We start from the raw sequence: 23,177 nt of genomic DNA, 5'->3' as shown, positions 1-23,177 counted from the left end.
CTCCCCCCGCTTTTCCGCCCCCCACTTCCCGTTGTTCTCCGCTTGCACCAGAGAGGCGATCCCATGACCACCGAGCCCCACTCCCTTCCGATCGGGGGGCGGGCCGACACGTGCCCGTTCGCGCCCACCGCCGAGCTGTACGACGCGCAGAAGGACGACGAGCTGCGCAGGGTCAAGGTGCCGAGCCCGCTGCTCGGCGAGTTCGACGCGGTGGTCGTCGCACGGTACGACGACGTCAAGAGCGTTCTCGCGGACAGCCGCCTCCGGATGGGCGGCGCCATGCCGTACCAGGCGGGCAACCTGCTGAGCTACGACGGCGCCGAGCACACGCGGCTGCGGCACATGCTCACCGGCTCGTTCACCACCAAGCGGGCCAGGGAGCTGCGGCCGAGCATCGAGCGCGTCGTGGCGTCGGCGCTCGACGCGGTGGCGGAGGAGGGCCCGGGCGCCGATCTGGTACCGGTCTTCTGCGCCCCCATCCCCACGCTCGTCATCTGCGAACTGCTCGGCGTCCCCTACACCGACCGCGAGGAGTTCCAGCGCCGTACCGCCGCCGCGCTCGACTTCGACGTGAGCCGTGAGGTGCAGATGGAGAAGGCCGCCGAGATGGAGGCCTACATGGCCGGGCTCGTGGCGCGCCACAGGGAGGCGCCGGGCGACAACGTACTGGGGCGCGTGGTGCGCGACTTCGGCGACCAGCTGAGCGACAGCGAACTGGCGGGCATCGGCAACATGCTGCTCATCGCCGGGCACGAGACGATCGCCAGCACCCTCTCGGCCTCCATCGCCCTGCTGCTCCAGCACCCCGATCAGCTGGAGATCATGCGCGACGACCCCTCCGCGACCGACAGTGCCGTCGAGGAACTGCTGCGGTACACGGCCCCGGCCACCATCCTGCCGCGGCAGGCGTCCGGGACCATCTGCGTACGCGACCAGGAGATCGGGGAGGGAGAGCGCGTTGTGGCGTCGGTGCTGGCCGCCAACCGGGCCATCACGTCGTCCGACCCGTCGGAGGACGGCGCCGCGGACCTGGACCGCCTGGACGTGCGGAGGCCGCCGCTGCGGCACCTGACCTTCGGCTTCGGTCCGCACCAGTGCCTCGGCCAGCAGCTCGCGCGCATGGAGCTGCGGGTGGCGCTGCCCGCGCTGTTCACCCGCTTCCCGACGCTGCGCACGGCCGTTCCGCAGGAGAAGCTCGACTACCGGACCAACGCGCTGGTCTTCGGTGTGAACTCCCTGCCCGTCACCTGGTGACGCGGGAAGGAGAGGGAGAGATGGCCCTGAGAATCGAGGTCGACGAGGGCCGGTGCCGCGCGATCGGGAACTGCGCCGCATACGCCCCGGCCGTGTTCGACCAGAACGACGAGGACGGCAGGGTGGTCCTGCTCGACCCGGCCCCGCCCGGGGGCGAGCACGGGCGGGTCAGGGACGCCGAACTGCGGTGCCCGACGGCGTCGATCACCCTGCACGAGACGGTGTCCGCCGATGACGCGTGACCGGCCGGCGGAAGGGCCGGACGAATCGCCGGGCGGCACACCACGGGACACCAGGTCACCGGACATCAGATCACGTGACAACACACCAGGGAGAGCAGTGTCCGACGTAGAAGTGCCCGTTCTCGTCGTCGGCGGTGGCGGCTGCGGGCTCGCCGCGTCGGTGTTCCTCTCCGACCTGGGCGTGCGCCACCTGCTGGTGGAGCGCCGCGAGTCGACGTCGGTCCTGCCCAGGGCGCACTACCTCAACCAGCGCACCATGGAGCTCTTCCGGCAGCACGGCATCGCCGACGACGTCTACCGCGTCAGCACGCCGACCGCCCACATGAGCGAGGTCGCCTGGCGCACCTCGCTCGGCGGCGACGGCCCCGTGGACGCCCGGGAACTCCACCGGATGGAGGCGTTCGGCGGTGGCAGCACCGCGGGGCCCTACGCGGCCGACAGCACGGGCCCCCCGACCAACCTGCCGCAGCACCGGCTCGAACCGCTGCTGCGCGGGCACGCCGAGCGGCGCGCCCCCGGAGACCTGCTCTTCCACCATGCGATGGAGGAGTTCACGCAGGACGACGAGGGCGTCACCGCGCGGGTGACCGACCGGTCCACCGGCGAGGTGAGGACCGTACGCGCGCGGTACCTTCTGGGCGCGGACGGCGGCCGGAGCGTCGGCGCGGCGCTCGGCATACCGATGGACGGCGCGGGCGGCGGATTCACCATCATCTCCGTGCACTTCAGCGCCGACCTGTCCCGCTGGTGGTCGGACTCGCTGCTGATGACCCACATCTTCGGCACCGACGGCGAGGTGTCGGTACTCGTCACGTCGGGACCCGAGTGGGGCCGGGCATCCCGGGAGTGGGCGCTGCACTTCCGGGTGCCGCCGAAGACCTCGGCGGGCGATCTGGGCACGGAGGTGGTCACCGCCAGGGTGCGGGAGCTGCTGAAGCTGCCCGATGACGTGGACGTGCGCGTGCACCACGTGAGCGAGTACCGGCCCGAGGCCGTCGTGGCACGGGCGTTCCGGGCCGGCCGGGTCTTCCTCGCCGGTGACGCCGCGCACCGCCAGCCGCCCGCGGCGGGCGGCGGCCTCAACACGGCGATCCAGGACGTGCACAACCTCGCCTGGAAGCTCGGGGCCGTACTCGCGGGCCGGGCGGGTGAGGCACTGCTCGACACGTACGAGGCGGAGCGGCTGCCCACGGCACGGCGCAACGTCGGCTGGGCCATGCGCTGCCTGCTCAACTACGGCGTGCTCTTCGCCGGCCTCGGCATCGCGCACGGGCAGCGGGCCGCCACCGAGGAGAGTCTGCGCGAACTGCTCTCGGACACGCCGATGGGCGAGACCCGGCGCGCGGTGGTGCGCGAGGTGTTCCACACGCAGCGGATCGAGTATCAGGCGCACGACATCGAGCTCGGCCACAGCTACACGTCGGACGCCGTGCTGTCCGACGGCTCCCCGCCGCCGCCCCGCGACCCGATGGGCGCGGTGTACCACCCGTGCACGCGGCCCGGGCACCGGCTGCCGCACGCGTGGCTGCGGCACGGCGGCGCCCGGGTGTCCACGCACGACCTCGTCGGTGACCGTGGCGGTTTCCTCCTGCTGACCGGGCCGTCGGGCGAGGCGTGGACGGAGGCCGCCAAGAAGGCGGCCGAGGCGTGCGGCGTGGCGCTCACCGTGGTGCCCGTCGGCGGCGGGAAGGACGCGTGGGACCACCGGGACGCCGAGGGGGCCTGGGCCCGCGTGCGGGGCATCGACGACGACGGCGCCGTGCTGGTGCGGCCCGACCAGCATGTCGCCTGGCGCGCCCGCCACCCGGGGCCGCACCCCGGCCTAGACCTCCGGGCGGCCCTCCTCCGGGTGCTCGGCCGGCCCGACCAGGGACCGGGGGATCGCGCGTGAACCGCACCGGGGGCGAGCACGTCGTCCACGACTTCCTGACCCGGATGGGACCGACCCCCGAGCACGTCAGATCGGCGGTGGAGGACTTCCTGACCGACGACTGCGTGTGGGAGAACCCCGGTTCGCCGGTCTGCCGTGGCAAGCCGGAGATCTGCGCGCTGCTGCCCGCCGACTTCGCCAGGCTCGACGTCCGCTTCCGGCACGTGGCCACGACGACGGCCACGACCACGACCACAGCCACGACGGCGGCCACAGCGACAACCGCGGACACGGCGACGGCCACCGTCCTGGTCGAGCGGATGGAGAGCATGTTCCGCACCGATGGCACGCCCATCGCGCTCAACCTGAGGGTGATGGGCGCGTTCGAGTTGCGGAACGGCCTGATCAGCGCCTGGCGGGACTACTTCGACCCCACCCATCTCATCACCGAGCGCACGGAGTGGTGACCATGACGAACGACCGAACGGACCCGAGCGAGCAGCGTGCCGAACTCGTCGCCACCGCCCACAAGTTCGGGCCGGTCCTGGCAGACGGAGTCGCCGAGGGCGAGCGTGAGCGCAGGCTGCCCGACGCGACGGTGCGGGCGATCGACGACTCCCGGCTGAGCAGGCTGTGGACCGCGCGCGCCTACGGCGGCATCGAGACCGGCGTACGGACCCTGAGCGAGGTCGCCAAGGCCCTCTCGCACTACTGCCCGTCCACCTCGTGGGTGGTCAACAACATCAACGGTTCGAACCTGCTGGCCGCCAAGTTCCCCGGCGCGGCACAGGACGAGGTCTTCGGGGAGAACCCCGGTGCCAAGCTGGCGTCGGTCTTCGCCGGCTCGGGCAGCGCCGTGCGGACCGGCGGCGGCTACCTGCTCTCCGGCGCCTGGCCGTACGCGACCGGCGTCCTCCACGACGACTGGGCCATCCTGGTGGCGCGGGAGACGGGCCCCGACGGCGAGCCGGTGCGGGGGCTGTCCGCCCTCGTACCCGTGTCGGAGCTGACGATCGAGGACACCTGGCACACCGTCGGGATGCGGGCCACCGGCAGCCATACCGTCGTGCTCCGCGACGCGTTCGTGCCCGGGCACCGGGTGATCTCGGGCGAGGTGCAGCGGGGCCGTGAGAACGCGACGGACACCACGCTGCCGCCGCTGTTCAGGACGGCGGCGATCGCGGCCATGGCTGTCATCTGCGCCTCCGTGGTGCTCGGTGTCGGCCAGGCGGCGCGGGACCTCGTCGTCGACAAGGCCCCGGGCCGGGGCATCGCGCCCAGCCACCGGTTCAGGAGCCAGCCGGAGTCGGCGGCCTTCGTGTCCGCGCTCGGCAGAACGGCGTTGACGATCGACGCGGCCGAACTGCACGTCGACCGGGCCGCCGGTGTGCTCGACGCCGCCGCCGAGGCGGCGTGCGAGGTACCGGAGAGCGAGCTGCGCCGGATACGGGGCGACGTGGGCCAGGCGGTCAACCTGGTCACCGTCGCGCTCGACGAGCTGATGTGGGCCCACGGCGCCGCCGCCTTCGCGGAGTCGAACCCGCTCCAGCAGTACTGGCGCGACGCCAACACGGCGGCGCGGCACGCGATGCTCAACCCCCGCATCGGCCAGGAGCTGTACGGCGGTGCGTTCTTCGGCCTCGACCTCATCGTGCCCAGCCTCTGACCGCACCACCGCACCACCGCACCGCACCGCCCACCACCGCCGCACCGCACCGCCCGGCTCGCCCCGGTTGCCCCCCTCTCCCGCCTGTCCGGTCCCGTGAAGGAATCCCATGACCTGGCTGCCGCCCTTCCTGTTCCCGCTGTCGCACGTCCCACCGGTCACGGTGGGGGCCGCCGATGTCCCCGACTGGCTCTTCGCCCTGGTCGCGGGACCGACCGTGGTGGGCTGGATCGTGACCTACGTCCTGGCGATCAGGCAGGCGGCACGGGACGGACGGGTGGGCATTCCCGCCTTCCTCATCGCGGTCGACTTCGCGTGGGAGTTCAGCCTGACCTTCCTGCTCGAACAGACGCCGCAGCAGCGGCAGATCAACTTCCTGTGGGTCCTGTTCGACGCCGTCCTGCTGTACCAGGCGCTGCGGCTCGGCCCGCGCGACTACCCGCACCTCTCACCCCGCCTGGTCCGCTGGGCACTCGCCGGCGTGCTGGTGTGGGCCTCGGTGATCGTCATGGTCGGCGCCAACGAGTTCCACGACGACGACGGGATGTACACGGGGATGTTCATCCAGGTGCCGCTGAGCGCCTCGTTCATCCTGATGCTCAAGCGGCGCGGCTCCAGTGCGGGCCAGTCCATGTACATCGCCGTCGCCAAGGCGGTGGGTTCGTTGTTCGCCGGACTGACCGCCTTCGCCGTCCACCCCGACCACCACCTGCTCCAGGTCCTCGTGCCGACCTATGTGGCGCTGGACATCGCGTACCTGGTGCTCCTGCACAGGGCGATGCGTGCGGAGGGGCGGCGCCCGTGGGCGTTTCGCACGCCGCGCGCCGGCGCGCCGGGCGCGAGCGCGCCGCGTGTCCGTGTGCCCCAGGTGACCGAGGTGACCGAGGCGCCCCAGTCAGATGACGCCACTCCGTAAGGCGTACGCCACCGCGTGCGGTCTGTTGCGCAGGTTCAGCCGCTGCGTCATCCCGAAGATGATCCGCTTGACGGCGCGCTCCGACAGGCACATCTCGACGGCGATCTCCGCCGTGTCCAGGCCTTCCGACATCAGCCTCAGAACGCTGATCTCCCTGGGGGTCAGCCCTGAGGTGTGCAGTCCGTGCGGCGAGAGGACCTCGCGCTGCATCCGCTCGACCTGACGGAGGAGTTCGCCGAGCAGTTCCGAGGGGAGCACGCCCCCGCCCGACGCGGCGGTCAGGACCGCGCGTTCTATCCGGTCGCTGGTCGCCGCCGAGCGTGGCAGCACCGCGACGACGTTGCACTCGACCGCCGTGAACAGGTCGGCGCGGTCGATCTCGGACGGGATCAGGACCACGGGTGCCCGCAGGGCGCTCTTGATGCCCCGCAGCAAGGACGTCACCTCGACGGTCATGCGCTCCGCGACCACCACCGCGACGTCGACCGGGCCGCCCGGGACGACCGTGATGTCCGGTGTGGCGCCGAGGTGGTTGCTGATCGCGGTACTGGTCAGCGGATCGGGGGCACGGACCAGGGTTTTGACGACGTTTTTCTTCTTTACGGTGTCGACAGTCACAGTGAACCTCCAGGAATTCACAGCATGCCGGCTGTGCCGTTCAGCTCCCGCGCCGATGCCTGATCGCTGCGGGTCGAAAGAAACTGCGCAGCCTCCCGGATTCTTCCTGCCATTTACCTGCGGGTTGAGCAACGGCCGACATGGCTGGTGGCAGCGGCCGTCGGCCGGAATCGACTCGCGCAATCACCCTGAGTCTTCGGATGGGTGCACACCGTGGAGGGGCCCGAATTCACATATCGCCATCACGTCAGAAACTCCCCGAAACGGGCCACAATCGGTCTTTCGTAGCCGGGAGGGCAACTGAAAGAACCATACTGTGGCCGACTTCGGGGAGTTCGCCCATTCAGGGCTGTTCCGGTTCCGCTCAGGGGAATCCCTCATTCAGACCGTGACGACGGTCGGGCTCCCTTCGGCGGCGGGGCCCATCTCCTCGGCGATCTTCATCGCCTCCTCGATGAGCGTCTCCACGATCCTGGATTCCGGTACGGTCTTGATGACCTCGCCCTTGACGAATATCTGCCCCTTGCCATTGCCCGAGGCGACGCCGAGGTCCGCCTCGCGTGCCTCGCCCGGGCCGTTGACGACACAGCCCATGACGGCGACGCGCAGCGGCACCTCCATGCCGGTCAGGCCGGCCACGACCTCTTCCGCCAGCTTGTAGACGTCCACCTGGGCCCGGCCGCAGGACGGGCAGGAGACGATCTCCAGCTTGCGGGGCCGCAGGTTGAGCGACTGGAGGATCTGCCCGCCCACCTTGGCCTCCTCCACCGGCGGGGCGGAGAGGGAGACGCGGATGGTGTCGCCGATGCCCTGGCGCAGCAGGGCACCGAAAGCCACCGCGGACTTGATGGTGCCCTGGAAGGCGGGCCCGGCCTCGGTGACCCCCAGGTGCAGCGGATAGTCGCACTGCTCCGCGAGGATCTCGTACGCCCTGATCATGACGACGGGATCGTTGTGTTTGACGGATATTTTTAGGTCGTGGAAGTCGTGTTCCGCGAAGAGAGAAGCTTCCCACAGTGCGGATTCGGCCAGCGCCTCGGGCGTCGCCCTGCCGTACTTCCGCATCAGGCGATCGTCCAGAGACCCGGCGTTCACCCCGATACGGATGGGCGTTCCGTGGTCCTTGGCCGCGCGCGCTATCTCGCCGACCCGGTCGTCGAACTTCTTGATGTTGCCGGGGTTGACCCGTACTGCCGCACAACCGGCCTCGATGGCCGCGAACACGTACTTCGGCTGGAAGTGGATGTCGGCGATGACCGGAATCTTGGACTTCCGCGCGATGGCGGGCAGGGCCTCGGCGTCGTCGGCGCTCGGGCAGGCGACGCGGACGATGTCGCAGCCCGCCGCGGTGAGTTCGGCGATCTGCTGGAGGGTGGCGTTGACATCGGCCGTGACGGTCGTGGTCATGGACTGCACGGAGACCGGGTGGTCGCTGCCGACCCCCACGGAACCCACCTGCAACTGGCGGGTCTTGCGGCGTTGGGCGAGGGTGGCGGGGGGCAGTTCCGGCATGCCGAGGGCGGTCGTGGTCACCACGGGGTCCTTTCGAGACGGGAGCTGCGCGGTGTCCGCGAGGCGGCGTGCAGAGCGAGCGCCGTGTCCGCGACGGACCGCGCGGTGAGACCGTGGGCGGCGAGGATGGCCCCGCGGTCGCCATGGTCGAGGAACTCGTCGGGCAGTCCGAGGACGTGCACGGGCGTACGGATACGGGCCTCGGAGCAGGCCTGCGCGAGTGCGGCGCCCATCCCCCCGGAGCGTATGCCGTCCTCCAGGGTGAGCACCACGCCGTGCCTTGAGGCGAGATGGGCCAGGCCCGGGTCGACGGGCAGCAGCCAGCGCGGGTCGACCACGGTCACCCCGATGTCCTCACCGGCCAGCGCCTCGGCCGCCTCGACCGCGGTGCCCGCGAGGGTGCCCGCAGAGACGAGCAGGACGTCGAGCGGCCTGGACCGCGTACGGTGCAGGATGTCGAGGCCGCCCATACGGCTGAGGGCCGGCAGGTCGGGCCCCGCGGCCCCCTTGGGAAAGCGCAGCGCGGTCGGCCCGTCCTGGACGGAGAGCGCCTCGCCGAGCAGTTCCCCGAGCCGGGTGGCGTCCCGGGGCGCCGCGACCCGCATCCCCGGCACGGCCCCGAGCAGGGCCAGGTCCCACATGCCGTGGTGGCTCGGGCCGTCGGGACCTGTGACCCCCGCGCGGTCGAGGACGAACGTCACGGGCAGCCGGTGCAGGGCCACGTCCATCATGATCTGGTCGACGGCGCGGTTGAGGAAGGTCGCGTAGAGGCAGACCACGGGGTGCAGTCCGCCCATGGCGAGCCCCGCGGCGCTGGTCACCGCGTGCTGCTCCGCAATGCCCACGTCGAAGACCCGCTCGGGGAACCTGCGGCTGAACGCGTGCAGCCCCACCGGCCTCAGCATCGCCGCCGTCAGCGCCACCACGTCCGGCCGCGCGGCGGCGAGCCGCTCCAGTTCGCCGCCGAACGTGCCGGTCCAGCTGGGCGAGGAGCCGCCCGGCGCCCGGCCGGTGACGGGGTCGATCACCCCGATGCCGTGCATGCGGTCGGCCTCGTCGTTCTCCGCGGGCGCGTAGCCGCGGCCCTTCTGCGTGACGCAGTGGACCACCACCGGGGCGCCCAGGGCCGCGGCCCGGGTGAACGCGTCCTCCAGGGCGGCGATGTCATGGCCGTCCACCGGACCCAGGTAGGTGAAACCGAGGGCACGGAACAGGTTGCCGTCTTTCCGGGCACCCTCGCGCAGGCCCGCCAGGTGCTCGGCGAGGCCGCCGACCGTGGGGTCGTAGGAGCGGCCGTTGTCGTTGAGGACGACCACCACCGGCCCCTCCCCCCGGCCGATGTTGTTCATGGCCTCCCAGGCCATGCCGCCGGTCAGGGCCCCGTCGCCGACCACCGCGACCACGCGGCGGTCCCGCTCGCCCAGCAGCCGCTGCGCCTTGGCGAGACCGTCCGCCCAGGACAGCGACGTGGAGGCGTGCGAGTTCTCGATGTGGTCGTGCGGGCTCTCCTTGCGCATCGGGTAGCCCGAGAGGCCGCCCGCCGCGCGCAGTGTGGAGAAGGCGGCCTGCCGGCCCGTGATCACCTTGTGCACGTAGGCCTGGTGGCCGGTGTCGAAGACGATGCGGTCGGCCGGCGAGTCGAACACGCGGTGCAGCGCGATGGTCAGCTCCACCACGCCGAGGTTCGGCCCCAGATGACCGCCCGCTGCCGAGACCTTCTCGACCAGGAACTCCCTGATCTCCCGGGCCAGTTCGGGCAGTTCGTCCGGGCGCAGCTCCTTGAGCCGGTCGGGTCCTGTGATGCGGCTCAGCACGGTGGGCGCTCCCTCTTGGTCCTTCTGACCGTCCTCGCTCACCGGGTACGGCCGTCCGCCGGGCCCCGCGCGCCGGCGCGCGCCGCCGAGGGGACGTCGAAACGCACGGTCTCCCTGGTCAGTTCGCGTTCCTCGACGGTGACGGGCCCGTACTCGCCCAGTGCGGTCACCACATCGGTGACCAGTTCGGGAGGCGCGGAGGCACCGGCGGTGAGCCCGACGGTGCGTACGCCGTCGAGCCACTCGGGCCTGATGTCCACCGGGCCGTCGATGAGTTCGGCGCGGGTGCCCTCACGGCGCGCCAGCTCCACCAGGCGGACGGAGTTGGACGAGTTGGCCGACCCGATGACCAGGACGAGGTCGGCCTCGGCCACGATCGCGGCGAGTGCGTGCTGCCTGTTGGTGGTCGCGTAGCAGATGTCCTCGGAGGCCGGCTCGTGCAGCAGCGGGAACCTCTCCCGCAGCGCGTCGACCACACCGGCCGTCTCGTCGACGCCGAGGGTCGTCTGGGTCAGGTACGACACCTGTCCGCCCTCGCGGTTGACCGACTCCACCTCCTCGGCGGAGGACACGAGCACCATCGAATCCGGTGCCTCGCCGAGGGTTCCCTCGACCTCCTCGTGCCCGGCGTGCCCGATGAGCACCACCGTGTCGCCCCTGGCCGCGTAGCGGCGCGCCTTGGCGTGCACCTTGGCGACGAGGGGGCACGTACCGTCGATGACGTCGAGGTTGCGGCGGGCCGCCTCCTCGCGCACGGCGGGTGAGACGCCGTGCGCCGAGAACACCACGGTCGCGCCGTCCGGCACCTCGTCGAGTTCCTCGACGAAGACGGCCCCGCGGCGTGCGAGGTCGTCGACGACATGGACGTTGTGCACGATCTGTTTGCGGACGTGGACCGGGGCGCCGCGGGTCGTGAGCGCCCGTTCCACGATGTCGATGGCCCGCTCGACCCCCGCGCAGAACGACCGGGGACCGGCCAGGAGTATGCGGCGGGCAACACCGTCCTGGACCGGCTCGTCTGTCCGTACATCAGCCATGTTCCGGAGAGTAGGGACTCCGCGCGCGCCCCCTCAACGGAGGTTTCTGCTTTCCGGAACGGTTCCTGGACCCGCGCCACCGGCCGCCTTCCGCCGGCGGCCGTCCGCCGCCCGGCACAAAGGGACCGATCGAAAGGCTTCGCGGGACAGCGCCCCCGGCCGATCTTGAGCGGGCGCCGGGCCCGCCGCGACCATGGGGCTTCGGTGCGCTTCGGCGACAGGAGCATCAGGGTGGACGGCGGACGGCGGTTGCAGGAGCCATCCCCCGGGACGGGCGGGACGAACGCCGGGGGCCGGGCGGAACCCGGGCCGCCGGGCGCCCCCCTGCGCAAGGCGCTGACCGTCCTGGAGGCGCTGGCCGAGGCGTCGCGCCCGCTGACGCTGTCGGAGCTGGCGCGTCTGGTCAACCTGCCGAAGTCGTCGCTCCACCGCATGCTCCAGGTGCTGACCGACCTCGGCCTCACCGTGAGGATGGAGTCCAAGTCGTACGAACTGGGCGCGGGGTTGCTGCGGTTGGCCGCCGCGGGCGCCCCCGCGAGAATCCAGCGGCTCGGCTACGCCGTCACCCCGTTCCTGATCGAACTGTTCCAGCGCACCCGCAGGATCGTCAGCCTCGGCACGCTGTCGGGCACGAACGTGCGCCATGTCGGCACCCTCTACGGCCGGGAGCACACCGGACTCGCCATGGCTCTGCGGCAGCCCGTCCCCGCCCACTGCTCTGCGGCCGGCAGGCTCCTCCTCGCGACGGCCATGGGAGACCCCGGGGACCGCGCGAAGGACGCCGCCCCGGGCCTGACGCCGGCCGGCGCGGACTCGCTGCGGCGCGACTTCGAACGCATCCGCCGTACGGGCTTCTCGTACGCGCGCAGCGCGCACGTCCCCGGTCTGGTGGAACTGGCCGCCCCTGTCCGCCTCGGCAGAACCGGCACCGTGGCCGCGGTCGTCGTGGCCGACAACGTGCACAACACGGACCTCCGCGACGCGGGCCAGGCCCTCCTGAACACCGCGACCGCCATAGAACAGGGCCTCGCCGACACGACCTGAGCGCCGCGCCCACCCGGCCGCGGCCGGGCGGCCCTCGCCGACAGGCCCGGTAGGTCTTGCGCTCGACCCGGTTCACGCCGTCCCCCCATGCTCCAGCGAGCACGAGGATCTCCGTGAGCAGGATATGCGGCGGTAGGGAGGCGTCGACCCGGTCCGCTGCACCAGGTGCGAGGGGCACGCGAGGAGCGGGGGTCGGGTCAGCCCGCCGGATCGGACCGGCCGACCGCCCCGGCGGCGATGTCCCGCGCGGTACGCGCCGCCCGGGCCGCGGTGGCCTCCACCGCTTGTCCGGAGACACCGAACAGACCCTGCCGGAGGAACAAGGCGATCCCGTGAGCAGCGGATGCCACGCGCAACAGCAGGTCGTAGGCCTCTTCCTCGTCAGGGACCAGTCCGGCCGCTGCCGGCAGGAGCGCCGCCAGCAGTTCCTCGCCCGCGGTGGCGAGGCCCGGGTGCTCGGGCTTGTCCAGCCCGGCGGAGAAAGCGACGTCGAAAAGGGCACGCTCCTCCGCCGCGAAACGGACGTAGGTGGCGGCGAACGCGGCCAGCCGCTCGACCGGGTCCTCGGAGCGGGCCACGGCCGCGACGAAGCGCTCGCGCTGCTCGCGGTAGCCGCGTTCGGCCAAGGCCGCGAGCAGGGCCTCACGGTCGGCGAAATGCTTGTAGGGCGCCGCGACGCTGACACCGGCCCTGCGGCTGGCCTCGGCCAGAGTGAACCCGAGGGGCCCGCGCTCGGCGACCAGCTCCAGCGCCGCCTCCTCCAGAGCCCGCCGCAGGTCACCGTGGTGCTGGCCGCTGCGGCGCTTGACAGGAGGAGTCACGGCCGTAAGGTTAACACTGTTCACTAGGTAAATGACATTAACCTTGGAGGTGCACATGCCGCCCGCCACCGCCCGCTTCCACCACGTCAGCCTCTCCGTCGCGGACCTCGAGGCCCAGGAACGCTGGTACGCCGAGGCCCTCGGCCTCAACCGCGTCGAGGAGCGCGTCGAACTCCCCGACCGCCGCGTACGCACTGCCGTCCTGTCCGACGGGCACGGCCTGCGCATCGAGCTGATCGAGCGCGGCGGGTCCCGCCCGGTGTCCCACTCCGACCCCATGACCGCCGCGGGCGACCGCACCTTCGGCCATCTCGCCCTCCAGGTCCCGGACCTGGACGCAGCCTTCGCCCGGCTGACCGGCACCTGCGGGGCAGCGGCGGTCTCCGAGCCCGCGCCCGGAGCCTCCGCCGGCATGCGGTTCGCCTACGTCCACGACCCGGAGGACAACCTCATCGAACTCATCGAAGTCCGGGGCGGCTGAGCCGGGCAGGCAGGGCGCCGGTCCCCGTCCGGCGCTCACACTCCGGCTCAAGTGGTCGCACCCGTACGAGTGGTATCCCGGAGAACAGCGAGAGCGACCGTCCGGCACAGCCTGCCGGTGACCGTTGAGCGCGATCAGCGCGGTCTGGTCGATGCCCGTCTTCGAGCGCGTCGTGATCGGACTCGCGGTACCGGAGGACCCCGACTCCGACGTCCCGGCTTACAAGCCGCTCCGGCACCTGGGCTTCCGCGGACCGCTCCGGCAGTCCGTCCTCGCCGAGGAACTGGGCACCGGCCGCTCCAATGCCAGCAAGATGCTGAACCGGCTGGAGAAGGCCGGCCTGGTGTGCCGACGTGATGACCGAGACGACGCGCGCGGCGCAGCCGTGGCGCTCACACCCGCCGGGCGGAGGGCCGCGCGACGGCTCTTCGACATCGGCGATGCCATGGTCCAGGAGCCGCCGGCCGGCTGGTCGGCCGACCGCATCGCCACCTTCTGCCGAGACCCCACCGAACTTGCCGCGCATATGAGGGAGTTCGCCACCCGACTGACGCGACCCACCAGCTCCGCGGACCGCCGCGACTGAGTCGCCCCCTGAGCCGGTTGCTCAGCTGAGCGAGTAGAGCAGGCGTCCCCCAGCGCTTGGCCGCAGGTTCGAGTCCTGCCGAGGGCGTCGCTGACGTCACGTCAGGTTTGCAACGTTTTCGCAGGTCAAGTGGCCTGTGGGCCCTTCGGTCGCGCCCGCCTGTCCGCCCGACCGTGCCGCTCGCGGACTCTCCGCACCCATGGCCGCGGGCGGTCCTACGCCACAACGGTCGCGCCGGCCGTGCCCACCACTAAAGCAACAAAAAATTGCTATAGTCAGAGGCGGACAGCAAACCGTGGACGCAGGGAGAGGAGGCCGGGATGCGAGTCCTGGTGAGTGGAGCAGGGGTGGCCGGGCTGAGCGCGGGCATCGATCTGGCGCGTGCCGGGCACACGGTCGAGATCATCGAGCGCGCCGGGCATCTGCGGACCAACGGTTCCCCCATCGACATACGGGGCGACTCCGTCGGGGTGATCGAGCGGATGGGGCTGCTGGACGAGGTGGTCGCGCGTTCGATCACGATGACCGAGGGGGCGAAGTTCGTCGACGAGAACGGCGATGTCGTCGCTCCTCAGCCGATGTCGGAGACCAACGACTCCGACGACGACATCGAGATCCCCCGCGAAGACCTGATGCACGTGCTGCGGAAGGCCCTGCCGGAGGGGGCCCGGTTGCGGTTCGAGGACTCCGTGCGGACTCTGACCGACGACGGCGACCAGGTCACCGTCGGGTTCGCATCGGGGTGGGAGAGCCGCTACGACCTCGTGGTCGGTGCGGACGGGGCGCACTCGAACGTGCGGCGGCTGGTGTTCGGCCCCGAGCGGGAGTTCTCCCGGCACCTCGGCCTGTACGTCGCGATCGGCGCCATGCCCGCGGAGGCGGCCCCGGACAGCGGGGCGCACTCGGTGCACATCCTCAACCTGCCGGGGCGGATGGCGTGCATCGGCCGGTACCGGGACCAGGCACTCGCGATCTTCACTTTCCGCTCGGGGAAGATCGAGTACGACCACCACGACCTGGCCGCGCAGAAGCGCGTCCTCACCGACTTCTACGGCGAGGACCGGCAGTGGAGGATTCCCCAACTGCTGGCCGCGGCGCAGGCGGACCCGGAGCTGTACTTCGACGCCATCGCCCAGATCCACATGCCGGCATGGCACCGGGGGCGCGTCGTCCTCATCGGCGACGCCGCGCACTGCGCGACTCCGATGGCCGGGCGCGGCACCTCGCTCGCGCTGACCGGGGCGTGGTTCCTGACCGAGGCCCTCGCGCGCCACGACGGCGACCACACGGCGGCGTTCGCCACGTACGAGCGGCGCCAGCGGCCCTACTCGGACAAGGCCCAGGAGTCCGCGAACGGCGGGGCCGATCTCATGGTCCCCGCCACGTGGGAGGACATCGAGCGGCGCAACGCGCGGCTGCTGGCCGCGCGGTAGGGGCGGTGCGGCATCATGCACAGGGGGCGGACCCGCGGCGCCGCCCCCTGTGCTGGGACGGCCGCTGAGCAGTGAGTCTTCAGGGGTGAGTGACGGTGGCCGACGACAGCAGGGCGAGCGGAGACGCCGGGAACGCGACGCCGGCCCGCCGGCCGGGTGGACGCAACGCCCGCCTGCGTGAACGCATGCTGGCCGCGGCCACCGAACTCGTCGCCAGGGACGGCATCGAGAGGTTCCGCTACGAGGAAGTCGCCGAACTCGCCGGCGTGAACAAGACCACCGTCTACCGGAACTGGCCCGATCACGCCGAACTGGCGGTCGAGGCGCTGTCCTCGTTCGACGCGGACACCATCGCGGTGAAGGACTCCGGCGACCTCCGCGCGGACCTGGCCGGCTTCCTCGTGGCCCTCGCCGACTCGCTGTCCACTCCGCGAGGCCGCGCGCTGTCGCACGTCGCGGCGTCGGCATCGGCGAACGAAGAGGTGACCGCGATCGTGGAGACCGCGCACGAACGACGGATGGCGACCATGCACCGGCGGCTGGAGAAGGCGTTCGAACGCGGCGAACTCCCGCCGGTGGACGTCCATTTCCTCACCGAGATGCTGTCCGGCCCGGTGCACCTCCTCCTCCGCCGGGGCCGGCGGTCCTTCAGCCGCGCGGACGCCGAGCGGATCGTCGACATCGTTCTGGCGGGCCTTCACGCGGTGCACGCCGGGTAGCGCGGTGCACGCGGGACAGTGCGGTGCACACCGGAGGCCGGGCGGACGCCGTCGTCGGACGGGACCGCGGTGGCGCCGTCGCGAACCGCGTGCGTCCGGGTGATGAGCCCGGAACCGGCGGCGAACCCGGCGGGGGTTCTGGCAGGTTGGGGCGCGCAGGCCGGTCGTGTGTCAGCGTCGGCAGGCCCGTCCGCTCGTCCACGCACGTGAAAGGAACCTCCCAGCGCGTGAAAGGAACCTCGCCCATGCCCGCCTTCTCCACGTACGACGGCACCCGGCTCGCGTACCACGTCCTCGGCGACGGCGAACCCGTCGTCTGCCTGCCCGGTGGGCCGACGGACTCCGCGTACCTCGGCGACCTCGGTGGCCTCTCCGCGCACCGGCGGCTGATCCGGCTCGACCTGCGGGGCACCGGCGGCTCGGCGTCACCGTCCGACCTCGCCACGTACCGCTGCGACCGGCTCGTCGACGACGTGGAGGCCCTGCGCGTCCATCTCGGCCTGGACCGGATCGACCTGCTGGGGCACTCCGCGGGCGCCAACACGGCCGTGCAGTACGCGGTACGCCACCCGGAACGCGTGCGCAGGCTGGCGCTGATCGCGCCGAGTGTCAGAGCGGTCGGTCTCACGATCACCGGGGACCTCCGGCGCGAGACGGCACGGCTCCGCAGGGACGAGGCATGGTTCCCCGCGGCGTTCGCCGCCATGGAGGAGATCGTGGCGGGCCACGCCACCAAGGGCAGCTGGTCGGCCATCGCGCCCTTCTCGTACGGCCGTTGGGACGAGGAGGCGGTACGTCACCAGGCCGCTGTCAAGGAGTGGACAAACGCGGAGACCGTGGCCGCCTTCGGCGCCCCCGGCGCCTTCACCCCTGCCGCCACCAGCGATGCGCTCGCCCGGTTCGGGCGGCCGGTGCTCGTGCTCGCCGGCGAGGCCGACCTGAGCGCCCCGCCGCGCACGATGGAGGAGTACGCCGGTCTCTTTCCGCACGCCGAGCTGCTCGTACAGGCCGGGGCCGCACACTATCCGTGGCTCGACGACCCCACCGCGTTCGTGGCGGCCACGGCGGCGTTCCTCGACGGGCACGGCCCGGTGTGAAGCCGCGGGCCACGGCCGGACCGCGGCCCGGTGTGCGTCCCGGGCGCCGGTCCACAGGCCCACCGGTCAGGCGGTGACCCGCTCGACGAACGCCGTCAGGTTGGTCCTGATCCGGCTGATCTTCGCGTCCAGGGAGAGGGTCTCGTCCAGGCCCCTGCCCGCCGCTGTCTGCCGCTTGCCGCGCACGTAGAGCGAGCACGCGAGGTCGCCGCACAGGTACTTCCCGACCGTGTTGCCCTGGCGGCCGGCCTCGCCGGTGCGGCGCGCGCTCATGAGCACCACTCCGCCACCGGTGTGGGCCGTCACACACACGGAACACAGGCTGCGGGACGTGAATCCGCGCGCGGCGGCGCTCGCCGACCGCAGGGCGAGGCCCAGCAGCCGTCCGTCGTACTCGGTGACCAGGCAGGCGCGGTCGGGGGCACCCGGATCGCGCCAGCCGAGGAAGTCCAGGTCGTCCCAGGGATACTCCTCCAGGTCGTGGGGGACGTGCATGCGCTTGACCTCCCCCTTGGAGCAGTTGACGAAGGACGCGCGGATCTCGGTCTCGGTAAGGGGTCGCATGGAGAGGGAGGCTAGCTGGCCTAATATGTCTAGGCAAACGCTTTATTTTATTAGCCGGAGAGAGGAGACCGGAGACCCTATGGCGCGCACGGGCATCACCCTCGAACGCCTCACCAGGACCGCGGCGGAGCTGGCGGACGAAGACGGCTTCGCCAACCTGACCGTCTCCGCGGTCGCCCGCAGGCTCGGCGTCAAGGACCCGAGCCTGTACGCGCACATCCGCAACGCCCGGGACCTCAAGGCTCGGGTCGCGCTGCTGGCCCTGGAGGAGATGGCGGACTCCGCCGCGGCCGCGCTGGCAGGGCGGGCGGGCAAGGACGCGCTGGTCGCGTTCGCCAACGCCTACCGCGACTACGCCACGACGTATCCCGGCCGGTACGCCGCCGCCCAGTTCGAGCTCGACACGCAGACGGCCGCGGGCAGCGCCGCTCCCCGGCACGCCGAGATGACGCGGGCGATCCTGCGCGGCTACGACCTGCCGGAGCCCGCCCAGACCGACGCGGTGCGCTTCCTGCACAGCGCGTTCCACGGCTATGTGAGCCTGGAGACCGCGGGCGGCTTCAGCCACACGCCGCGCGCGTCGGACGCCTCCTGGGACTGGCTCCTCTCGACCCTCGACTTCGCCCTGCGCAACCGGCCCCCGGCCTGAGGAGCCGCGCGGTACGCCCCACCGGCGTACCGCGCCGGTCACAGGCCCGGCGCGCCCCACAGAGGAAACCAGCGGGCGAGATCGGGCTCGACCCGCAGGTCGTTCCCGAGCACCGCCCTGACCTGCAACTCCCGCTGGTTGTCGCGCTTGTCCGAGCCGCCGGGTACGGGAGCGAACGGGTAGAAGCTGCCGCGCTTGTAGAGATAGACGAGCGCGAGCCGCCGATCCTCGGCGTCCTGGAAACCGACCAGCGAGCACAGCAGCTGCGGTCCGAACCCCCCTTCCTGGAGGAGCGTGTTGACGGCATGCAGATCATTGACCAGACCGGCGGTGTCGTCGGGCGCGTGCCGCGTCAGCAGCCAGGTGTAGCCGTACGAGTCCTGGCTGAACTCCACCGGGTGGCCGCCGGGGCCCTCGTCCGCGTCCAGCAGCTCCTGTACGTCCTGCTTGACGCGGGCGAAGCCGCCGCCCTCGACACCCGCGAAGCACACCGAGCCGAGGCCGGTGGGCGTGTATCCGGCTCCGGCCTGGAGGGTGAGCGCCGCGGAGGGGACGGCGAAGAGCTGGTCGAGGTCGGGGCGGACCGGCTTGCTCCGGCCGAGGATGCTGTCGAGGAGGCCCACCGGGCCACCTCCTCCCTGTGGGGGGGTTCCAAATCTGCGGGGGTCTGAACCTGCGAGGGGCCTGAGCCTGCGGCGGCTTGAACCTGCGGCGGCCTGAGCCTGCGGGGGCCTGAACCTGCGGCGGTCCGAACCTGCGCACCGCGCGCGTCCGGTCCGGCCACCGCCGGCGCCCCCCCCCCGGGGCCGCCGGCGCCGGCCGGGCGCCGGGCCGTGCGGCCATGGGCGCGCTCAGGGCCTGCCGAGCTCGGCCGAGATGCGGGCGAGCTGCTCGAGCCGCTGCTCCAGTGTCGGGTGCGAGGCGAACAGCCGGCCGAGGCTCTGCTTCGAGGCGAACGCGGGCACGAAGTAGAAGGCGTTGTAGGGCTCAGCCCTGCGCAGGTCCTGCGTGGGGATTCGGGCCATCTGGCCGCTCACCTTGGTCAGCGCGGAGGCGAGCGCCGAGGGCCGGCCGGTGAGCTGCGCCGCCGCGCGGTCCGCGGAGAGCTCGCGGTAGCGGGAGAGCAGCCGCGTCAGCAGGAAGCCGATCACGTACACCACCGCGCTGACCACCGGGATCAGCATGATCGCGAGGCCGGCGGGGCCGGCGTTGCGCGCGCTGCGCGACAGCCCGCTGAACAGGGCGATCCGGGTGATCACGCCCGCGAGTACGCCGAGGAAGGAGGCGATGGTCATCACGGCGACGTCGCGGTGCGCGACGTGCGACATCTCGTGCGCGAGGACGCCCTCCAGCTCCTCCGGCTCCAGTCGGCGCAGGAGGCCGGTGGTGGCGCACACCAGGGCGCTGCGCTCACTGCGGCCGGTGGCGAAGGCGTTCGGGATGTCGCTGCGGGCGATGGCCACCCTGGGCTTGGGCATGTCGGCCAGCGCGCAGATCCGGTCGACGGCGCCGTGCAGCTCGGGCGCCTGTTCCGGGGTGACTTCCCGTGCACCCATGCCGAACGCGGCGATCTTGTCGCTGAACCAGAACTGGGCGACGAACAGCGCTCCGGCGAGGATCAGGATGACCGGCCAGAACTTCCCCAGGACCACCAGCAGGACACCGACGAGGACCACGTACAGCAGGCCGATCAGGAACATGGAGGTCACCATGCGGGCGGTCAGCCCGCGGTCCTGCGTGTAGCGGGTCTGTTTCATCGCACGCCTCCATCCGTCGGGCCTCTCCCCTACATCTTGCTCCTTTCTCGATACAAAAGGGATAAGCGGGAGATGGCCAAGACGCGGGGCCCACGGGAGGGGGCCGGGAACGGTGCTACGCGCTGCCCTTGGCCGGGCCCGTGGACTCCCGCTCGATGAGGCGGGGCACCGGCACCTGGACCGTACGGGCGGGGGCGCCGTCCAGCAGGGACAGGAGCTCCGTGGCGGCGGTGCGGCCGAAGGCGAGGGTGTCGCGGGTCAGGGCGGAGAGCCAGGGGTGCACCATCCGGCACAGCGCCGAGTCCTCCCAGGCCACGATCGAGACGTCGGCGGGCACGGAGAAGCCGAGCGCGGACGCGGCGGCGACGCCGGCCACCGCCATCACGTCGTTGTCGCACACGAGCGCCGTGGGCGGGTCAGGTGAGCGGAGCACACTGCGGACCGCGGCCGCGCCCTCCGTGTCCGAGTAGTCCGTGGTCAGCGACCGCACTCCGGCGAGCCCGCGCCGTTCGGCCTCGGCGCGCAGCGTCCTGATGCGGCGTTCGGTGTGCGCGAGGCCCGGCAGCCCCGCGATGTGCACGATGTGCCGGTGGCCCAGCGCGTAGAGCCGGTCCACGACGGCGGCCATCGCGCCCGCGTCGTCCGCCCACACCGTGGACAGGTCGGGCCCCTCCAGACCGGGGCCCTCCAGACCGGGCCGCTCCTCGCCGGGCCCCATCTTGCCCGAGTCCCCCCGGCCGGGCCCCTCCTTACCGGGCCCCTCCCTGACTGGCTGCTCTTCGCCGAACTCCCCCCGGCCGGGCGCCTCTTCGCCACTCCGCCCACGCTCGGGCACGCCGCCGATGATGACGGCGGGCAGGCCGAGTTCAGCGAGGAGGGCGGGACGCGGGTCGTCCGTGCGCGGGTCGACCACCAGCACACCGTCCACCCTGCGCTCGGCCCACCACCGCCGGTACACCTCGCACTCGTCGGCCACGTCCTCCACCACCTGGAACAGCAGGCCGAGATGGCGGCCGGCGAGACCCTCCTGGATGCCCGAGATCAGCTGGAGGAAGAACGAGTCGACGCCCAGTGTGTCGGCGGGGCGCGCCAACACCAGGCCCACCGTCGCGGAACCCTCGCCGGAGAGCTGGCGGGCGGCGGTGCTGGGCCGCCAGCCGAGTTGCTCCGCGACCCTGCGCACCCGGTCGCGGGTGACCTCGGAGACGCCCGGGCGGTCGTTGAGCGCGAACGACACCGCGCTCTCCGAGACTCCGGCACGCTGCGCGATGTCCTTCATCGTCGGGCGACGTGCGGACGTACGTCTGACCGGCATGCCTGCCCTCTCGATGACGGCCCTGGATGACGGCCCTCGGTGACGGTCGGAGCGCCAGCGTAACCCATGGCGCTTTGTGGACTAAAGCGCTTGAGTCGAGACCGCACCTAAAGCGCATTAGTTCTTGATCACCGGAGCTTCTCATACGCACCTGACCTGCGCGTTCAGCCTTTGTTGCCGTTCTCGCGCGGCAGATGCATTGACATTTCCTCCGGACGGCATGCAAGGTCTGCTGCGCGGCAGTCGACCGCCCCGGGCCAGGGCCCGGCCGGCGGACACCGCGCCACGCCCGGGTTGAGCAAAGGAGCCATTTGCCGTGCGCTTTTCCAGCAGAGTCCCCAAGAAGGCGGCCGTAGCCGCGGCGGCGGTCGCCGTCCTCCTCCCCCTGAGCGCCTGCGGCGGCGGTTCCGGGGGGTCCTCGGCCTCCGGCTCCGGCAAGATCGACGGGGCGATCACGTTCCAGACCTGGAACCTGAAGACCACGTACAAGGCGTACTTCAACACGCTGATAGCCGACTTCCAGAAGAAGTACCCCGGCACGCACGTCAAATGGATCGACCAGCCCGCCGACAACTACGCGGACAAGCTCAGCGCCGACGCCTCCGGCGGGACCCTGCCCGACGTCGTCAACGTCTCCCCCGACCTCGGCGCGCCGCTCGCCAAGGCGGGCCTCGCGCTCGACCTGGACAGCGACCCGGCCGCCGCGAAGTACCGGAAGGAGTACCTGCCCGGTGCCTGGGCGAGCACCCAAGTGCCCGGGCTGAAGGGCACGTTCGCCTTCCCCTGGTATCTCAACACCGGCCCGCTGTTCTACAACAAGGCCCTGTTCAAGAAGGCGGGCCTGGACCCGGCCAAGCCGCCGACCACGTACAGCCAGCTGTTCAGCGACGCGCTGGCCATCTCGAAGAACAGCCACGGCAAGATCGCCACGCTCTCCAACGTGCCGACGATCGAGGACTTCGGCCGCTACGGCGTCCAGATCATGAACAGCGAGGGCGACGGCTTCAGCTTCAACGACGCCAAGGGTGTCGACCTGCTGACGCAGTACGTGAAGCTCTACAAGGCGCACGCGCTCGACCCGCAGGCGCTCACCGCCACCCCCGACTCGGCCGGGCAGAAGTTCCTCACCCAGGCCGTCGCGATGAATCCGGGCAGCGCACTCGACCTGGGCCACTTCAAGACCCAGGCGCCGACGCTCTACAAGAACATCGGCATCACGGACCAGATCACCAGCACCGGCAAGGTCAACATGTACGTGATGGGCCTGATGGTGAACGCGAACACCAAGCAGAAGGCCACGTCCATCGCCTTCGCGCACTTCGTGACCGACTCGCAGAACCAGCTGTCGTTCGCGAAGAAGGCCGCGATCTTCCCGAGCACGGCGGGCACCCTCGACGACCCGTACTTCACCCGGCAGGACGGCACCGACACCGCGCGCGTACGGGTGGCTGCGGCCAAGTCCCTTAAGAACGCGGTGAATTACACGCCCGTGGTGTTCAGCGACCAGATGAAGACCGAGCTGGGCAACGAGGTCGCCAAGGCCCTCCAGGGCAAGGAGTCCCCGCGGGCCGCGCTCGACGCCGCCGTGAAGTCCTGCGACCAGCTGCTGAAGCAGAGCTGAGAGCGGGAGCGCCACCCACCATGACCAGCCCCACCGCCAGGCCCGCCGAGCCCGCCCAGCGCGACCGGCGGCGCGCAAGCGTGCGCGGTGTGGGCGGGCGGGGCGGCCACAACCCCCAATTCCCCCAAAAACCGGACCACAACCCTCAGGAAGGCCCCGTG

General features: G+C 71.5%; 23 protein-coding genes and 1 tRNA gene. 15 read left to right on the top strand and 9 right to left on the bottom strand.

What is annotated here, in order from left to right; genetic code table 11:
* Positions 1 to 63 precede the first annotated feature (63 nt).
* From LCE31_RS17075 to LCE31_RS17050, 6 genes are all read left to right on the top strand, one after another.
* Positions 64 to 1,254: a cytochrome P450 gene (locus tag LCE31_RS17075; protein ID WP_225015138.1), complete on the top strand. Its 1,191-nt coding sequence runs from the start codon at positions 64 to 66 to the stop codon at positions 1,252 to 1,254.
* Positions 1,255 to 1,274: 20 nt separating this feature from the next.
* Positions 1,275 to 1,496 (top strand): ferredoxin, encoded by a 222-nt coding sequence (locus LCE31_RS17070; RefSeq protein WP_374118486.1) that lies wholly within the window; start codon positions 1,275 to 1,277, stop codon positions 1,494 to 1,496.
* A gap of 97 nt (positions 1,497 to 1,593) precedes the next feature.
* Positions 1,594 to 3,387, top strand: coding sequence for an FAD-dependent monooxygenase (locus tag LCE31_RS17065; RefSeq protein WP_225015137.1), 1,794 nt, complete (start codon positions 1,594 to 1,596; stop codon positions 3,385 to 3,387).
* Positions 3,384 to 3,833, top strand: a complete 450-nt coding sequence (locus LCE31_RS17060; RefSeq protein ID WP_225015136.1) for a limonene-1,2-epoxide hydrolase family protein — start codon at positions 3,384 to 3,386, stop codon at positions 3,831 to 3,833. Before LCE31_RS17065 ends, LCE31_RS17060 begins: the two co-directional genes overlap by 4 nt.
* A 2-nt stretch (positions 3,834 to 3,835) precedes the next feature.
* Positions 3,836 to 5,032 carry a hypothetical protein gene (locus LCE31_RS17055; RefSeq protein ID WP_225015135.1) on the top strand — a complete coding sequence of 399 codons (1,197 nt, stop codon included), beginning with the start codon at positions 3,836 to 3,838 and terminating at the stop codon, positions 5,030 to 5,032.
* Between the two features lie 109 nt (positions 5,033 to 5,141).
* The gene (locus LCE31_RS17050) at positions 5,142 to 5,948 is read left to right on the top strand and encodes a transmembrane-type terpene cyclase (protein ID WP_225015134.1); all 807 of its coding nucleotides are present in this window, start codon (positions 5,142 to 5,144) and stop codon (positions 5,946 to 5,948) included.
* Here LCE31_RS17050 and LCE31_RS17045 read toward each other — a convergent pair.
* From LCE31_RS17045 to ispH, 4 genes are all read right to left on the bottom strand, one after another.
* Positions 5,928 to 6,566, bottom strand: a complete 639-nt coding sequence (locus LCE31_RS17045; RefSeq protein ID WP_225015133.1) for a helix-turn-helix transcriptional regulator — start codon at positions 6,564 to 6,566, stop codon at positions 5,928 to 5,930. The two genes, LCE31_RS17050 and LCE31_RS17045, sit on opposite strands and share 21 nt — an antisense overlap.
* A gap of 381 nt (positions 6,567 to 6,947) precedes the next feature.
* The gene (gene ispG, locus LCE31_RS17040) at positions 6,948 to 8,099 is read right to left on the bottom strand and encodes a flavodoxin-dependent (E)-4-hydroxy-3-methylbut-2-enyl-diphosphate synthase (protein WP_225015132.1); all 1,152 of its coding nucleotides are present in this window, start codon (positions 8,097 to 8,099) and stop codon (positions 6,948 to 6,950) included.
* The gene (locus LCE31_RS17035; protein ID WP_225015131.1) at positions 8,096 to 9,934 is read right to left on the bottom strand and encodes a 1-deoxy-D-xylulose-5-phosphate synthase; all 1,839 of its coding nucleotides are present in this window, start codon (positions 9,932 to 9,934) and stop codon (positions 8,096 to 8,098) included. The genes ispG and LCE31_RS17035 overlap by 4 nt, the downstream gene beginning before the upstream one ends.
* Positions 9,931 to 10,929, bottom strand: coding sequence for a 4-hydroxy-3-methylbut-2-enyl diphosphate reductase (ispH, locus tag LCE31_RS17030; protein WP_225015130.1), 999 nt, complete (start codon positions 10,927 to 10,929; stop codon positions 9,931 to 9,933). The genes LCE31_RS17035 and ispH overlap by 4 nt, the downstream gene beginning before the upstream one ends.
* A 231-nt stretch (positions 10,930 to 11,160) precedes the next feature.
* Here ispH and LCE31_RS17025 point away from each other — a divergent pair, with 231 nt between their 5' ends.
* Positions 11,161 to 11,973: an IclR family transcriptional regulator gene (locus LCE31_RS17025; protein ID WP_225015129.1), complete on the top strand. Its 813-nt coding sequence runs from the start codon at positions 11,161 to 11,163 to the stop codon at positions 11,971 to 11,973.
* Positions 11,974 to 12,170: 197 nt separating this feature from the next.
* On the opposite strand, the gene LCE31_RS17020 is transcribed toward LCE31_RS17025, so the two are convergent.
* Positions 12,171 to 12,794 (bottom strand): TetR/AcrR family transcriptional regulator, encoded by a 624-nt coding sequence (locus LCE31_RS17020; protein WP_225015128.1) that lies wholly within the window; start codon positions 12,792 to 12,794, stop codon positions 12,171 to 12,173.
* Between the two features lie 31 nt (positions 12,795 to 12,825).
* On the opposite strand from LCE31_RS17020, the gene LCE31_RS17015 reads away from it, so the two are divergent.
* The 6 genes from LCE31_RS17015 (at position 12,826) to LCE31_RS16990 (ending at position 17,110) form a co-directional block, all read left to right on the top strand.
* Positions 12,826 to 13,275 carry a VOC family protein gene (locus LCE31_RS17015; RefSeq protein ID WP_225015127.1) on the top strand — a complete coding sequence of 150 codons (450 nt, stop codon included), beginning with the start codon at positions 12,826 to 12,828 and terminating at the stop codon, positions 13,273 to 13,275.
* 124 nt (positions 13,276 to 13,399) lie between these two features.
* The gene (locus LCE31_RS17010) at positions 13,400 to 13,861 is read left to right on the top strand and encodes a MarR family winged helix-turn-helix transcriptional regulator (protein WP_225015126.1); all 462 of its coding nucleotides are present in this window, start codon (positions 13,400 to 13,402) and stop codon (positions 13,859 to 13,861) included.
* A 12-nt stretch (positions 13,862 to 13,873) separates the two neighbouring features.
* Positions 13,874 to 13,948: transfer RNA gene (locus LCE31_RS17005), tRNA-OTHER, on the top strand.
* A 233-nt stretch (positions 13,949 to 14,181) separates the two neighbouring features.
* A complete protein-coding gene (locus tag LCE31_RS17000; protein WP_225015125.1) occupies positions 14,182 to 15,294 on the top strand; it encodes an FAD-dependent monooxygenase in 1,113 nt (370 codons plus the stop codon).
* Between the two features lie 95 nt (positions 15,295 to 15,389).
* Positions 15,390 to 16,013 (top strand): TetR/AcrR family transcriptional regulator, encoded by a 624-nt coding sequence (locus tag LCE31_RS16995; protein WP_225015124.1) that lies wholly within the window; start codon positions 15,390 to 15,392, stop codon positions 16,011 to 16,013.
* Between the two features lie 245 nt (positions 16,014 to 16,258).
* Positions 16,259 to 17,110 carry an alpha/beta fold hydrolase gene (locus tag LCE31_RS16990; RefSeq protein WP_225015123.1) on the top strand — a complete coding sequence of 284 codons (852 nt, stop codon included), beginning with the start codon at positions 16,259 to 16,261 and terminating at the stop codon, positions 17,108 to 17,110.
* Positions 17,111 to 17,176: 66 nt separating this feature from the next.
* Here LCE31_RS16990 and LCE31_RS16985 read toward each other — a convergent pair whose 3' ends face one another.
* Positions 17,177 to 17,674, bottom strand: a complete 498-nt coding sequence (locus tag LCE31_RS16985) for an FBP domain-containing protein (protein ID WP_225015122.1) — start codon at positions 17,672 to 17,674, stop codon at positions 17,177 to 17,179.
* A gap of 79 nt (positions 17,675 to 17,753) precedes the next feature.
* Here LCE31_RS16985 and LCE31_RS16980 point away from each other — a divergent pair, with 79 nt between their 5' ends.
* The gene (locus LCE31_RS16980) at positions 17,754 to 18,323 is read left to right on the top strand and encodes a TetR/AcrR family transcriptional regulator (protein ID WP_225015121.1); all 570 of its coding nucleotides are present in this window, start codon (positions 17,754 to 17,756) and stop codon (positions 18,321 to 18,323) included.
* Positions 18,324 to 18,361: 38 nt separating this feature from the next.
* Here the strand turns inward: LCE31_RS16980 and pspAB are convergent, their stop codons facing one another.
* The 3 genes from pspAB to LCE31_RS16965 form a co-directional block, all read right to left on the bottom strand.
* Entirely contained in the window at positions 18,362 to 18,946 is a 585-nt protein-coding gene (gene pspAB / locus LCE31_RS16975) for a PspA-associated protein PspAB (RefSeq protein ID WP_225015120.1), read from the bottom strand.
* Positions 18,947 to 19,174: 228 nt separating this feature from the next.
* Positions 19,175 to 20,080: a zinc metalloprotease HtpX gene (gene htpX, locus LCE31_RS16970; RefSeq protein ID WP_225015119.1), complete on the bottom strand. Its 906-nt coding sequence runs from the start codon at positions 20,078 to 20,080 to the stop codon at positions 19,175 to 19,177.
* Positions 20,081 to 20,195: 115 nt separating this feature from the next.
* Positions 20,196 to 21,395 (bottom strand): LacI family DNA-binding transcriptional regulator, encoded by a 1,200-nt coding sequence (locus tag LCE31_RS16965; protein WP_225015118.1) that lies wholly within the window; start codon positions 21,393 to 21,395, stop codon positions 20,196 to 20,198.
* 316 nt (positions 21,396 to 21,711) lie between these two features.
* Here LCE31_RS16965 and LCE31_RS16960 point away from each other — a divergent pair, with 316 nt between their 5' ends.
* Positions 21,712 to 23,016 (top strand): extracellular solute-binding protein, encoded by a 1,305-nt coding sequence (locus LCE31_RS16960; RefSeq protein WP_225015117.1) that lies wholly within the window; start codon positions 21,712 to 21,714, stop codon positions 23,014 to 23,016.
* Positions 23,017 to 23,177: the final 161 nt, after the last annotated feature.

This window comes from Streptomyces sp. 8L, assembly GCF_020176795.1.
Taxonomy (GTDB): Bacteria; Actinomycetota; Actinomycetes; order Streptomycetales; family Streptomycetaceae; genus Streptomyces.
This window is presented reverse-complemented; position numbering and strand designations above follow the sequence as displayed.

Bases quoted from the DNA above. Each gene is read 5' to 3' on its own strand.
- LCE31_RS17015 (WP_225015127.1), top strand. From the start codon at position 12,826: ATGACATTAACCTTGGAGGTGCACATGCCGCCCGCCACCGCCCGCTTC.
- LCE31_RS17055 (WP_225015135.1), top strand. From the start codon at position 3,836: ATGACGAACGACCGAACGGACCCGAGCGAGCAGCGTGCCGAACTCGTC.
- LCE31_RS16965 (WP_225015118.1), bottom strand. From the start codon at position 21,395: ATGCCGGTCAGACGTACGTCCGCACGTCGCCCGACGATGAAGGACATC.
- ispH (WP_225015130.1), bottom strand. From the start codon at position 10,929: ATGGCTGATGTACGGACAGACGAGCCGGTCCAGGACGGTGTTGCCCGC.
- LCE31_RS16990 (WP_225015123.1), top strand. From the start codon at position 16,259: ATGCCCGCCTTCTCCACGTACGACGGCACCCGGCTCGCGTACCACGTC.
- LCE31_RS16985 (WP_225015122.1), bottom strand. From the start codon at position 17,674: ATGCGACCCCTTACCGAGACCGAGATCCGCGCGTCCTTCGTCAACTGC.
- LCE31_RS17075 (WP_225015138.1), top strand. From the start codon at position 64: ATGACCACCGAGCCCCACTCCCTTCCGATCGGGGGGCGGGCCGACACG.
- htpX (WP_225015119.1), bottom strand. From the start codon at position 20,080: ATGAAACAGACCCGCTACACGCAGGACCGCGGGCTGACCGCCCGCATG.
- LCE31_RS17000 (WP_225015125.1), top strand. From the start codon at position 14,182: ATGCGAGTCCTGGTGAGTGGAGCAGGGGTGGCCGGGCTGAGCGCGGGC.
- LCE31_RS16980 (WP_225015121.1), top strand. From the start codon at position 17,754: ATGGCGCGCACGGGCATCACCCTCGAACGCCTCACCAGGACCGCGGCG.
- LCE31_RS17050 (WP_225015134.1), top strand. From the start codon at position 5,142: ATGACCTGGCTGCCGCCCTTCCTGTTCCCGCTGTCGCACGTCCCACCG.
- LCE31_RS17070 (WP_374118486.1), top strand. From the start codon at position 1,275: ATGGCCCTGAGAATCGAGGTCGACGAGGGCCGGTGCCGCGCGATCGGG.